The sequence below is a fragment of the Azospirillum sp. B506 genome, from assembly GCF_000333595.1.
GTDB lineage: Bacteria > Pseudomonadota > Alphaproteobacteria > Azospirillales > Azospirillaceae > Azospirillum.
On sequence record NZ_BADK01000995.1, the window covers coordinates 1 to 12,500 of the forward strand.

The window sequence follows — 12,500 nt, forward strand, 5'->3', positions numbered from 1 at the left end:
GCGCCAGCGCCGGCTTCAGCATGTTGGAGGCGTCCATCGCGCCGTCGGACTTGCCGGCGCCGACCAGCGTGTGCAGCTCGTCGATGAAGACGACGATCTCGCCGGCCGCCGCCTGGATTTCCGACAGCACGGCCTTCAGCCGCTCCTCGAACTCGCCGCGATACTTGGCGCCGGCCACCAGCGCGCCGAGGTCGAGCGACAGCAGCTGCTTGTTCTTCAAGCCCTCCGGCACGTCGCCCTTGACGATGCGCTGGGCCAGCCCCTCGACGATGGCGGTCTTGCCGACGCCGGGCTCGCCGATCAGCACCGGGTTGTTCTTGGTGCGGCGGGCAAGGACCTGGATGGTGCGTCGGATTTCCTCGTCACGGCCGATGACGGGATCGAGCTTGCCGTCGCGCGCCGCGGCGGTCAGGTCGCGGGCGTATTTCTTCAGCGCGTCATAACCCTGCTCGGCACTGGCGCTGTCGGCGGTGCGGCCCTTGCGGATGTCGTTGATGGCGGTGTTCAGCGCCTGCGGCGTCACGCCGGCAGCCTTCAGCGCCTTGCCCGACGGGGTACCGTCGGCCATGGCCAGCGCCAGCAGGATGCGCTCGGCGGTGACGAAGCTGTCGCCGGCCTTCTCGGCGACCTTCTCCGCCTGTTCGAAGACGCGGGAGAGTTCGGGCGTCAGATAGAGCTGGCCGGCGCCGCTGCCCTCGACCTTCGGCAACTTGTCCAATTCGGCATCGACTGTCGACAGCGCCGCCTTCGGGTCGCCGCCCGCCGCACGGATCAGGTTGGCGGCAAGCCCTTCCTTGTCGTCCAGCAGGGTCTTCAGCAGATGTTCCGGGGTCAGGCGCTGATGCCCACGGCGCACGGCCAGGGTCTGCGCGGCCTGAATGAACCCGCGGCTGCGCTCGGTGTATTGCTCGAAATCCATGATGCTCCCCTTCTCCTGTCGACCGTCCGCGAGGCAGCCCGGTCAACGTGATCCACGCAACTGTGCGATCCGCAAGGATGCTGCCGAAGATGTAGGCAGGGTAAAAGGCCATGCAAGACCATCGGCACAGAAAGGTTATCGGTGGAGAAACGCGGCCAAACTTCCCTCCGCCAGACTGCCTAGGACCGGGAAAAGGACCGATAAAAAGGGGTAGCGCGCGACCCGCCGATTGCCCCCCTACACCATCGCCGCCACCCGCGGCTAGACTGCCGCCATCCCGTATTGCAACGGTTCCCCGTTCCGGATTTCATCATGACCGACCTGGCCGCCTCCGGTTCCCCCACCAACACGACGTCCGATCCCGCCGACCAACCGATGCCCCGGACCATGACGGCCCGCCTGCTTCGCCTCGCCTGGACCCTGCGCGGGGTCTGGCACCGGGTGGCGCGGCCGCTGACCATGGGGGTGCGGGCGATCATCCTGGACGACCGGGACCCGGCATCCCCCTGTGTCCTGCTGATCCGGCACAGCTATGTCGAGGGTTGGCATCTGCCCGGCGGCGGCGTCGGACGCGGCGAAACGCTGGTCGACGCCATGCGGCGCGAGGTACAGGAGGAGGTCGGGCTGATCGCCGACCGGCCCGCTCAGGCTTTCGGCATCTATGCCCGCTTCCGCAACGGGGCGAGCGACCATGTGGCGGTTTTCGTCGTGCCGGGATGGAGCGGCATCCCCAAGGCCGACGGTCTGGAGATCGTGGAGGCCCGGTTCTTCCCGCTCGACCGGCTGCCGGCAGGGCTGTCGCCGGCCACAGGGCGGCGGCTGGAGGAATTTCTGGGACGCCGCCCCGTCGCCGAACGCTGGTAGCGGCACCAGATTAGCGGGGTGGAGCGGGCGGTTCGGGCGATCCGGTCCGCAATACCTCAGCCGCAGGGTGAGAAACAGGCACCGCACCGGTTGACAGGGATGCTCGAGCCCTTTCATTGTGCAGTGCAATGAACGCCACACTGACCACCATCCGCCGCTATCCCGTCAAGGGACTGAGCGGCCAGGACCTTCCCGCCGCGGAGTTGACCGCCGGCCAGGCGCTCCCGCTCGACCGTCGGTACGGGCTTCTACACGGTCCGGCCGCGCTGGACACCGAAACGGAAGGCTGGCGCCTGCCGTCCGATTTCTTCACGCTGGACCGCACGGAAAAGCTGGCGGTTCTGCAGACGGACTTCGACGAAGCGACCCGGGCACTGATCGTCCGCCGCGGTGGCCGGCAGGTTTCGCGCGGCCGGTTGGACCAGCCGATGGGCCGCACCCTGCTGGAACAGTTCTTCGCCGCCTACCTGGCCGGAATCGTCCCCGGCATGCCGCGCCTGATCGAGGCGGATTATGGGAGCTTCGGCGACAACGAGGAACCGTCGGTGACGCTGCTGAACCTCGCCAGTCTGCGCGACCTGGAGGAGCGGATCGCCAAGCAGCCGGTCGATCCCCGCCGCCTGCGCGCCAACCTGCTGGTGGACGGACCTGATCCCTGGGCCGAACGCGGCTGGATCGGCCGGACATTGACCATCGGCGGTGCGAAGCTTGAGGTGGTTGAGGCGCTGGACTGCAGCCCCGGCAACGATGTCAATCCGGACACCGGCGTCGCCGACCTCAGCCTGCCGACCATCATGGAACGCGGCTACGGCCACAGCCAGATCCTGCTGCGCGCCCGGGTGACCGGCGGCGGCCGGATCGCGGTGGGCGATCCGGTCACGTCGGCCGAATAAGCGACAGGTCCAGCAGACGTCACGCCTCAGGCGTTGACGGCCGCCCGTTCCTCGCCATCGGTCTCGTCTTCGGCACCCAAATCGTCCTCGTCACCGCCCTGCGAGGCAATCTGCGGCTGATGGCCATGCCCATTGCCGGGCTGGCCGCCGCGCTGGCGGTTTTCCGATTCCTGGATCTGGTTGATGATGCGAAGGTAATGCTCCGCATGCTGCAGGTAGTTTTCCGCCTGCACACGGTCGCCGGACGACATCGCGTCACGGGCCAGCGCCTGATATTTTTCCTGCACCTGCCACGCATTGCCACGAATGCGGACGTCGGGGCCGTTGCTGTCGAAGGTCTGATGACGCAACGGAACGTTCTGGCGCCGGCCGGCACCGCCGCCCCCGCCACCACCGCCGCCGCTGCCCCCGCCGCCGCTGTTGCCACGACCACGCGAACGCCTGGAGTTCGGTCCCTGTCTCATTCGGCTCTTAAGGCCCCATGCAAGAGAAGCGCAGTCCCCGGAACGCTCCGGCGGCCATCCGGCCTTGCGGCCCGGCCACCGAGCCCGCCATGGACGATTTCCATGGGTCGCTCACGGGGTTCAAACGACGCGACCGCATTGCGTGCGGCAGGCCATGGCGGTCAGCGCTCGGCAGAAAACCATCCGAGATTCTTGCTCCGCAGGCCATAGGTTCGCGGTCGTGTACCGCACACTACCCGCCAATGCCCATCGATCCAACCGTTTTTTTGGATAAGTGGCCGTCCTACAGCCCTTTCCGTGCCCTGACACAGCGCTTTACCCCACCAAGGTCACACAGGATCGCGGTGTCGCCCAAGCCCTGCGCCTCGACCAGCGCCGCCACATCCTCCGCTTGGCCCTGTCCGACCTCGAAGGCGGCCAGCCCGCCGGGGACCAGCAGGCGCGGCAGTTCGGCGGCAAGGATGCGGTAAGGCTCCAGCCCGTCCGGCCCGCCGTCCAGCGCGCGGAGCGGATCATGCTCCCGCACCTCCGGTTCCAGCGTGGCTATGTCGGCGCTGGGGATGTAGGGCGGGTTAGATACTACTATATCGAAACGATCCTCGATACCCTTGGCCCAATCGCCAGTCTGGAAACGCGCGCGGGCGGCCAGCCCATTCCGATCGGCGTTTGCGGCCGCCGCCTCCACCGCCAGCGGGCTGAGATCGATGCCGAGACCGGTTGCGTTCGGCAGTTCGGACAACAGCGCCAGCAGGATGCAACCCGTTCCGGTACCGAAATCAATAAGCTTCAGATTGGCTTTTCGGTCGGGTATAGCGGCGAGCACCGCCTCCACCACCGTCTCGGTGTCCGGCCGCGGTTCGAGCGTGTCGGGGTTGAGGGCAAGGTCGATGGTCCAGAACTCCCGGTGCCCCAGGATGCGCCCCACCGGCTCCCGCGCCGCACGACGCTCGACCAGCGCCAGGGCATGGGCGGCATCGGCATCGGGGATAAGTTGTTCCGATTTCGTAATGAAGTCGGTACGGGCAAGGGTCAGCGCATGTTCCAGCAGATAGCGGGCGTCGAGTTCCGGCGTTTCGACACCGGCCTCGCGCAGCTGTGCCTCGGCCTGGGCACGCAGGGTGCGGAGGTTCATGCGCTCACCCCAGCTCCGCCAGCCGGGCGGCCTCGTCCTCGGCGATCAGCGCGTCGACCAGTTCGTCCAGCGCCTCGCCGGCCATGACCTTTTCGATCTTGTAGAGCGTCAGGTTGATGCGGTGGTCGGTCACACGCCCCTGGGGGAAATTGTAGGTGCGGATGCGTTCCGAGCGGTCGCCGCTGCCGACCTGATTCTTGCGGTCGGCGGCACGGGCCGCGTCCTTTTCGGCGCGTTCGCGGTCATACAGCCGGGCGCGCAGCACCTTCAACGCCTTGGCCTTGTTCTTGTGCTGCGACTTCTCGTCCTGCTGGCTGACCACCAGACCGGTCGGCAGGTGGGTGATGCGCACCGCGCTGTCGGTGGTGTTGACCGACTGGCCGCCCGGACCGGAGGAGCGGAAGACGTCGATCCGCAGATCCTTCTCGTCGATGTGGATGTCCACCTCCTCCGCTTCGGGCAGCACGGCGACGGTGGCGGCGGAGGTGTGGATACGCCCCTGCGCCTCGGTCGCCGGCACGCGCTGGACACGGTGGACGCCGGACTCGAACTTCAATCGGGCGAACACGCCGCGGCCGGTGATGTTGGCGGTGGCTTCCTTGTAGCCGCCAATGCCGGTCTCGCTGACATCCATCGCCTCGAACCGCCAGCCATGCAGGCCGGCATAGCGGCGGTACATCTCGAACAGCTCGGCGGCGAACAGGGCGGCCTCGTCGCCCCCGGTGCCGGCGCGCACCTCCAGAATGGCGTTCTTCTCGTCCGCCTCGTCCTTCGGCAGCAGCGAGATCTGCACCTTGCGCTCCAATTCCGGGATGCGCTTGGTCAGTAGGTGGAATTCCTCCTCCGCCATCGCCCTCATCTCGGGATCGGCATCAGGAGCGGCGATCATCTCCGCCAGATCGGCGGCCTCGGCACGGCCCTTCTTCAGCTCCGCGATAGCCTCGGCAATCGGGGTGAGGTCGGCATATTCCTTGGACAGCCGGGCGAAGTCGCCGGACTCGGTCAGGCCGGCCGCAAGCGTGTCGCGCAGCTCGTCGTACCGGGCCATCACCTTATCGAACTTCTCGTCCAGGCTCACGTCGCTCGTCCTTATCCCGTTCAGTCTCGTCCAGTGCCGCGCCGGTCAGCCTGTCCGGCCCGACCTTATCCAACCTAAACAGGCGGTGCATCAACCGTTCGGCCGCGGCCCGTTCGGCCAAGCCTTCGCCGCTGCCGTCGGCGGCCAATGCCCGCAGAGCCTCCGACGGGGCGTGCAGCAGCCGGTTGACCAGCAGCCGCGTCGCCGATGCCGCGTCCAGATCGGCATGCCCTGCCAGCAGCCGCCGCCGCTCCGCCTCGAAATGGGTGCGCAGAGCCGCCACGGCAGGCACCGCGGCGCGCTCCGCCCGGTCACGGGCGAAAGCGGCCACCGCCTCATCCACGATCATCCAGGCCGCCTGGGTGGCGGCTTCGCGCCCGACCCGACCCTGCAGCGCGACCCGCTCCAGATCGGCCAGATCATAGACAAAGGCGCCGTCCATGCCCGCCACCGCCGGATCCACATCGGCCGGAATGGCCGCATCGACGACGAAGACCGGCCGGCGCCGGCGGCGCTTCAGCACCGCCTCCATCATCGGCGCGGTCAGGATATAGCGCCCAAGGCCGGCCGCGGTCACCAGGATATCGGCGCCGGTCATCGCCGCCTCCAGATCCGCCCAGGGGGCGAAATGCCCGTCGAGCCGCCGCGCCGCCATTTCCGCCCGCCGATCAACCGGGGCTGCGACGGTCAGCCGCGGCAATCCCGCCTCGCGCAGCCCCTCCAGCACCAGGGCGCCCATGTCGCCCAATCCCACCAGCAGCGCACCACAGCGTCTGATGTCGCCGTGCAGGTCGCGCGCCACCTGGATGGCGGCGGCGGCCAGGGAGGTTGCTCCCTCCGCGATCGGCGTCTCGCTGCGCACCCGCTTGGCGGCGGCATAGGCCGCCTGCAGAACCGCCTCCAGTTCCGGCCCGGTCAGCCCGGCGCCGGCGGCACAGCGATGGGCGGCCTTCACCTGTCCCAGGATATGCGGCTCGCCGACGATCTGGCTGTCGAGCGAGCAGGCCACCGCGAACAGATGGCGCACCGCGTCGATGCCGGTGCGGGTATAGAGCTGCGGCGCCAGATCCGCGGTGGACAGCCCGGCCCGGTCGGCCATCGCCTCGGCAATCGCCAGGGCGGCCTCGTTCGGGCGTTCATGGACCGCCTGCACCTCCACCCGGTCGCAGGTGCTGAGCCACAGCGCCTGCCCCACCCCCGCCGCGCGCAGCCTCTCCAGCATGCCCGCCACTTCCGCCTCGTCGGTGGACAGGCGGTCGCGGACAACGCCGGAACAGGTCCGGTGGCTGGCGCCGATGACGAGGTAGGAGGTGGTGGTCACGCCTAGGGTCGCTGTCCCTGTCCGAAGTCCGGGCAGCTTACTCTGCGGCGGGAGCCACGTCTTGCCCGGTTTCAGCGTCCGCGGCAGCCTTTGCCGCCTCGATCTCCGCCGCCTTCTTCTCGACCAGCCCGACCAGATGCTCGACGATGTCCTGGTCCTTCAGGCGATGGTCGGTGACGCCCGACAGATAGACCTGATGGGTGTTGTTGCCGCCGCCGGTCAGGCCGATGTCGGTCTCCCGCGCCTCGCCCGGGCCATTGACGACGCAGCCGATCACCGACAGGGTCAACGGCGTGGTGATGTGGGCCAGCTTCTGCTCCAGCACTTCCACCGTCTTGATGACGTTGAAATTCTGCCGGGCACAGCTGGGGCAGGAGATCACGGTGACGCCGCGTCGGCGCAGCCCCAGCGACTTCAGAATGTCGTAGCCGACCTGGACCTCTTCCGCCGGGTCGGCCGACAGCGAGACGCGCAGCGTGTCGCCGATGCCCGACCACAGCAGCATGCCAAGCCCGATGGACGACTTCACCGTCCCGGCACGCAGGCCGCCCGCCTCGGTGATGCCGATGTGCAGAGGATAGTCGCAGGCCTCGGCCAAGCCCTGGTAGGCGGCAACGGCCAGGAAGGCATCCGAGGCCTTCACCGAGATCTTGAACTCGCGGAAATCATTGTCTTCCAGGATCTTCGCGTGGTTCAGCGCGCTTTCGACCATCGCTTCCGGGCAGGGCTCGCCGTATTTCTCCAGCAGATCCTGCTCCAGCGAGCCGGCATTGACGCCGATGCGCATCGAACAGCCATGGTCCTTGGCCGCCTTCACCACCTCGCGCACGCGCTCGGCCGAGCCGATGTTGCCGGGATTGATGCGCAGGCAGGCCGCACCGCTCTCCGCCGCCTCGATGGCGCGCTTGTAGTGGAAATGGATGTCGGCGACGATCGGCACCTTCACCTGCCGCACGATGTCCTTCAGCGCCAGGGCCGACTCGCGGTCGGGACAGGAGACGCGGACGATGTCCGCCCCCACCCGCTCGGCCGACTGGATTTGCTCCACCGTTGCCTTCACATCGGTGGTCGGCGTGTTGGTCATGGTCTGGACCGAGATCGGCGCATCGCCGCCGACAAGCACATTGCCGACACGAATCTGGCGCGATTTGCGGCGAAGGATCTGGCGGTAGGCGCGCACGGTCATCTCAAGTCAGCCTCTGGACAGCGAAACAATCCCGGTTGCCGCATCCTAGCGCAGCCGGCCCCAGGCCAGAAGTGCGCTCCGGTACCCGGGATTCAAGGGAGAGGGTTGGTGGAGCGCCGCCGACGCATGGCTGGTGCATGGCTCGCGCGCCTCCACCCGGTTCAACGCCGCACCACCCCATGGCCGTCGATGGCGACGTCTCGCAGCACCTGCCCGACAGAACCCAGCGGCGGGCTTTCGCCACCGTCGGCCATCACCACAAGCCCGCCGGCATTGCCGGTGCGGATCTTCACGTTGGGCTTGTCGGGAACGCGGAAGGTGTCGCCCGGCTTCAGCACGCGGGTGAAGACGATCTCGCTGCCGTCACGCACCTGCAGCCAGCTTTCCTGCGTCGCCTTCAGGATCAGCTTCGCATTGGTGTTCAGTGTGCCATAGACCTTGCCGTTGGCTGGCACCGAGGCGGTCGGCGCGGCGGGGCTGGCAGGAGGAGACGCGGCGGCGTTCAGCGGAGTTGGATCCTGCGGCGACGCCTCGTCGTCATCCTCGGCCGGCGGGGCCGGCACATTGACCATGCCCTGCCCGCCAGCCTGGTTGGTGGCGGGGGCAGTGGCGGAGGGCAGTGGCGATTGAGCCGGAGGCTGCACAGGAGGGACGGCAGCGACCTGCGGTTTGGCCGCGGCAGACGACTGCGGGATCGTTGGCACGGGCGTGGCAGTCTGCACCGGCTTCCCGGCGGCGGACGGGGTTGTGGAAGACGGCGACCCGGCGGATGGCCCAGGTGTCGAGACGGTCTGTCCCGGGCTGACTGGAACTGGATTTGCCGAAGTCGGATTGGCAGGCTGGGCCGGCGTGGTGATCACCGGGACCGGCACGGCTGGTTCCATGCCGGGCTGGACGGATGCGGTTGACTGCTCCGACACCTGTTCCGCCGGCCTGGCCGGAACGCCGTCCAGCAACGAGACCAACCGGTCGGGCAGAGTCGGTACGAGATCGGCCACCGAGCGGTCGGTCGCCGACAGATAGTACCAGCCGCCATAGACAATGCCGGCCAGAACCAGCGTGCCAAGCAACAGGGTCCCACCCGATGCGCGCCCTTCGGCAGCCGGCGTCGGCAGATACAGTTCCTGGCGGCGGACGCTGCCGGCGGCCTCCTCTTTGTAGCGGGTGACGACCATGTCAGGGTCGAGCCCCAGGCATTCGGCGTAGGAGCGCAGGAAGCCGATGGCATAGGTGCTGCCTGGAAGCTCCTGATAGCGCCCTTCCTCGATCGCCAGCAGGTAAGGATAGCGGATGCGCAGCATCGTCGCGACGTCGCGCAGGTCATAGCCATGCGCCATCCGCGTCGCGCGCAGAGTCTCGGAGACGGAGGGACCGGACGGGGCCGGATCGAATTCGTCGAAAACCTTGCGCTTGGCCATGGGCTCGCCATCTGCTCGCAGCTTGCGCGCACACCGAAAGGCATGCGCCGCGGGGGCATCCGCGTGGATGCAACTTGCGAAATGGGTACGACATGCCGCCCCTGCGGCGCAACCGCAATGACCACGGGTCAGGGAACACAGGTCGTGACAAGTGGGTACGGGGTAAGGAGATGCACGCCATTCTGGGCAGCAAAAAGCCCGCCGAGCATACGCTTGGCGGGCTTTTGCCGATTTGGTTGCGGGGGCAGGATTTGAACCTGCGGCCTTCAGGTTATGAGCCTGACGAGCTACCGGGCTGCTCCACCCCGCGGATGTCTGATTTTGGATCGATGGACGATGAAGATGCAAGCATGAGCGTTTTGTTTGAGCGTCTCTTGTGCCTGAGTGACCTGGCGGCGACCTACTCTCCCACGTCTTAAGACGCAGTACCATTGGCGCGGAGGCTTTTCACGGCCGAGTTCGGGATGGGATCGGGTGTTTGACACCTCGCCATGACCACCAGGTCACCAAGGCACAAGACCGACGCTCATTCCCAAAAGCGCATATGCTTGTTCAGTGCAAGTGATGTGAGGAGTATCGAACTGCGGCGCGTGCTGTCAAGCTGCTGTTTTGAGCAGGCTTGCTGCTGCGCATGGCGCGGTTTGTGGGGTCGAGATCAAGCCGATCGAGCGATTAGTAAGGCTTAGCTTCAGACATTGCTGCCCGTCCACATGCCTCCTATCGACGTGATGGTCTGTCACGGCTCTCAAGGGAGCTCTGGTTTAGAGGTGGGTTTCCCGCTTAGATGCTTTCAGCGGTTATCCCGTCCATACTTAGCTACCCGGCCATGCCACTGGCGTGACAACCGGTGCACCAGAGGTATGTCCATCCCGGTCCTCTCGTACTAGGGACAGATCCTCGCAAAACTCCGACACCCACGGCAGATAGGGACCGAACTGTCTCACGACGTTCTAAACCCAGCTCACGTACCACTTTAATCGGCGAACAGCCGAACCCTTGGGACCTGCTCCAGCCCCAGGATGTGATGAGCCGACATCGAGGTGCCAAACGACTCCGTCGATATGGACTCTTGGGAGTCATCAGCCTGTTATCCCCGGCGTACCTTTTATCCGTTGAGCGATGGCCCGTCCACGTGGAGCCACCGGATCACTATGGCCGACTTTCGTCTCTGCTCGACTTGTCAGTCTTGCAGTCAGGCGGGCTTATGCCATTGCACTCGTCGAGCGATTTCCGACCGCTCTGAGCCCACCATCGCGCGCCTCCGTTACACTTTGGGAGGCGACCGCCCCAGTCAAACTACCCGCCATGCAGGGTCCCGGACCCGGATAACGGGCCACGGTTAGATGCCAGAGACTTCAAGGGTGGTATTTCAAGGTTGGCTCCACACGAGCTGGCGCCCATGCTTCCAAGCCTCCCACCTATCCTACACATGAAGTCCCTAGCACCACTGCAAAGCTGTAGTAAAGGTGCACGGGGTCTTTCCGTCTGACCGCGGGAACTCCGCATCTTCACGGAGAGTTCAATTTCGCTGAGTTGGTGTTGGAGACAGCGGGGAAGTCGTTACGCCATTCGTGCAGGTCGGAACTTACCCGACAAGGAATTTCGCTACCTTAGGACCGTTATAGTTACGGCCGCCGTTTACCGGGGCTTCAATTCAAGGCTTGCACCTCTCCTCTTAACCTTCCGGCACCGGGCAGGCGTCAGACCCTATACGTCGCCTTGTGTGGCTTCGCAGAGCCCTGTGTTTTTAGTAAACAGTCGCTACCCCCTGGTCTGTGCCCCCCGCCAGGACTTGCGTCCCAACGGGGCCCTCTTCTTCCGAAGTTACGAGGGCAATTTGCCGAGTTCCTTCAACACCATTCTCTCAAGCGCCTGGGTATACTCTACCAGTCCACCTGTGTCGGTTTGGGGTACGGTCTATATGGCGGGGCTGTTTCCTGGAACCCCTCTACAGCACGATCAATCCGATAAGATCGTACACGCGTTGGGATCCGTCACCTCCGCCAGGCCCACGAATATTAACGTGGTTCCCATCGACTACGCCTTTCGGCCTCGCCTTAGGGGCCGGCTCACCCTGCGTGGATTAACCTTGCGCAGGAACCCTTGGACTTTCGGCGACAGTGTTTCTCACACTGTTTGTCGCTACTCATGTCAGCATTCTCACTTCCGATACCTCCAGGCGACCTCACGGCCACCCTTCGCAGGCTTACGGAACGCTCCGCTACCACGTGATCACAAGGATCACATCCGCAGCTTCGGTACACGGCTTGAGCCCCGATACATTTTCGGCGCAGGCCGGCTTAACTAGACCAGTGAGCTATTACGCTTTCTTTAAAGGATGGCTGCTTCTAAGCCAACCTCCTGGTTGTCATGGCCTTCCCACATCCTTTCCCACTTAGCCGTGATTTGGGGACCTTAGCTGGCGGTCTGGGCTGTTTCCCTCTCGACGATGGACCTTAGCACCCACCGTCTGTCTGCCGCGCTCTGCTCACGGGTATTCGGAGTTTGGTTAGGTTTGGTAAGGCTCGCGCCCCCCTAGCCCATCCAGTGCTCTACCCCCCGCGGCAATACGCGACGCGCTACCTAAATAGCTTTCGCGGAGAACCAGCTATTTCCTGATTTGATTGGCCTTTCACCCCTAGCCACAGGTCATCTCCGACTTTTTCAACAGGCGTGAGTTCGGTCCTCCAGTGCGTGTTACCGCACCTTCAACCTGCCCATGGCTAGATCATCAGGTTTCGGGTCTAAAGCATGCAACTCGGTCGCCCTATTCAGACTCGCTTTCGCTGCGCCTCCACCTACCGGCTTAAGCTCGCTGCATACTCTAAGTCGCTGACCCATTATACAAAAGGTACGCCGTCACCCCATGAAGAGGCTCCGACTGCTTGTAGGCATCCGGTTTCAGGAACTGTTTCACTCCCCTTGTCGGGGTGCTTTTCACCTTTCCCTCACGGTACTGGTGCACTATCGGTCACTGAGGAGTACTTAGGCTTGGAGGGTGGTCCCCCCATGTTCAGACAGGGTTTCACGTGCCCCGCCCTACTCGTGGATCGCTTCCGGTTTATCCGTACGGGGCTATCACCCGCTATGGCCCGACTTTCCAGACGGTTCCGGTTATGTAGAAGCAATCACTGGCCTGGTCCGCGTTCGCTCGCCACTACTAGCGGAGTCTCGGTTGATGTCCTTTCCTCCGGCTACTTAGATGTTTCAGTTCGCCGGGTTCGC

The 12,500-nt window shown here is 65.2% G+C and carries 9 protein-coding genes, 1 tRNA gene and 2 rRNA genes (1 of these 12 running past the window's edge); 2 read left to right on the forward strand and 10 right to left on the reverse strand.

Translation table 11 applies throughout. The annotated features are described in order from the left end of the window. Window positions 1-919 (reverse strand): Clp protease N-terminal domain-containing protein (locus I71_RS30655; protein WP_042703283.1); only part of this gene is annotated, 919 nt, incomplete at its 3' end. 312 nt (window positions 920-1,231) lie between these two features. Between I71_RS30655 and I71_RS30660 the strand changes: the two genes are divergently transcribed. Next, window positions 1,232-1,783 carry an NUDIX domain-containing protein gene (locus tag I71_RS30660; RefSeq protein WP_042703285.1) on the forward strand — a complete coding sequence of 184 codons (552 nt, stop codon included), beginning with the start codon at window positions 1,232-1,234 and terminating at the stop codon, window positions 1,781-1,783. Between the two features lie 128 nt (window positions 1,784-1,911). Then, window positions 1,912-2,676, forward strand: coding sequence for an MOSC domain-containing protein (locus tag I71_RS30665; RefSeq protein ID WP_042703287.1), 765 nt, complete (start codon window positions 1,912-1,914; stop codon window positions 2,674-2,676). Window positions 2,677-2,702: 26 nt separating this feature from the next. Here the strand turns inward: I71_RS30665 and I71_RS30670 are convergent, their stop codons facing one another. The 9 genes from I71_RS30670 to I71_RS30710 all read right to left on the reverse strand — a co-directional run. Continuing rightward, window positions 2,703-3,140 (reverse strand): DUF4167 domain-containing protein, encoded by a 438-nt coding sequence (locus I71_RS30670; protein ID WP_042703289.1) that lies wholly within the window; start codon window positions 3,138-3,140, stop codon window positions 2,703-2,705. 283 nt (window positions 3,141-3,423) lie between these two features. Further along, window positions 3,424-4,272 carry a peptide chain release factor N(5)-glutamine methyltransferase gene (gene prmC / locus I71_RS30675; RefSeq protein ID WP_042703291.1) on the reverse strand — a complete coding sequence of 283 codons (849 nt, stop codon included), beginning with the start codon at window positions 4,270-4,272 and terminating at the stop codon, window positions 3,424-3,426. Between the two features lie 4 nt (window positions 4,273-4,276). Further along, entirely contained in the window at window positions 4,277-5,350 is a 1,074-nt protein-coding gene (gene prfA / locus I71_RS30680; protein ID WP_042703293.1) for a peptide chain release factor 1, read from the reverse strand. Further along, window positions 5,325-6,671, reverse strand: coding sequence for a glutamyl-tRNA reductase (hemA, locus tag I71_RS30685; RefSeq protein ID WP_042703295.1), 1,347 nt, complete (start codon window positions 6,669-6,671; stop codon window positions 5,325-5,327). Before hemA ends, prfA begins: the two co-directional genes overlap by 26 nt. A gap of 37 nt (window positions 6,672-6,708) precedes the next feature. Further along, window positions 6,709-7,857: a flavodoxin-dependent (E)-4-hydroxy-3-methylbut-2-enyl-diphosphate synthase gene (gene ispG, locus I71_RS30690; RefSeq protein ID WP_042703297.1), complete on the reverse strand. Its 1,149-nt coding sequence runs from the start codon at window positions 7,855-7,857 to the stop codon at window positions 6,709-6,711. A gap of 161 nt (window positions 7,858-8,018) precedes the next feature. Beyond that, a complete protein-coding gene (locus tag I71_RS30695) occupies window positions 8,019-9,275 on the reverse strand; it encodes a helix-turn-helix domain-containing protein (RefSeq protein ID WP_042703299.1) in 1,257 nt (418 codons plus the stop codon). 233 nt (window positions 9,276-9,508) lie between these two features. Next, a tRNA-Met gene (locus I71_RS30700) sits at window positions 9,509-9,585 on the reverse strand. A gap of 77 nt (window positions 9,586-9,662) precedes the next feature. After that, window positions 9,663-9,778, reverse strand: a 5S ribosomal RNA gene (gene rrf / locus I71_RS30705). A gap of 148 nt (window positions 9,779-9,926) precedes the next feature. Beyond that, window positions 9,927-12,500, reverse strand: a 23S ribosomal RNA gene (locus I71_RS30710); it runs 173 nt beyond the window's last position.

What these genes read in the sequence shown, in the direction of transcription:
- I71_RS30660 (WP_042703285.1), top strand. Translation starts at nt 1,232, where the DNA reads ATGACCGACCTGGCCGCCTCCGGTTCCCCCACCAACACGACGTCCGAT.
- I71_RS30665 (WP_042703287.1), top strand. Translation starts at nt 1,912, where the DNA reads ATGAACGCCACACTGACCACCATCCGCCGCTATCCCGTCAAGGGACTG.
- I71_RS30670 (WP_042703289.1), bottom strand. Translation starts at nt 3,140, where the DNA reads ATGAGACAGGGACCGAACTCCAGGCGTTCGCGTGGTCGTGGCAACAGC.
- prmC (WP_042703291.1), bottom strand. Translation starts at nt 4,272, where the DNA reads ATGAACCTCCGCACCCTGCGTGCCCAGGCCGAGGCACAGCTGCGCGAG.
- ispG (WP_042703297.1), bottom strand. Translation starts at nt 7,857, where the DNA reads ATGACCGTGCGCGCCTACCGCCAGATCCTTCGCCGCAAATCGCGCCAG.
- I71_RS30695 (WP_042703299.1), bottom strand. Translation starts at nt 9,275, where the DNA reads ATGGCCAAGCGCAAGGTTTTCGACGAATTCGATCCGGCCCCGTCCGGT.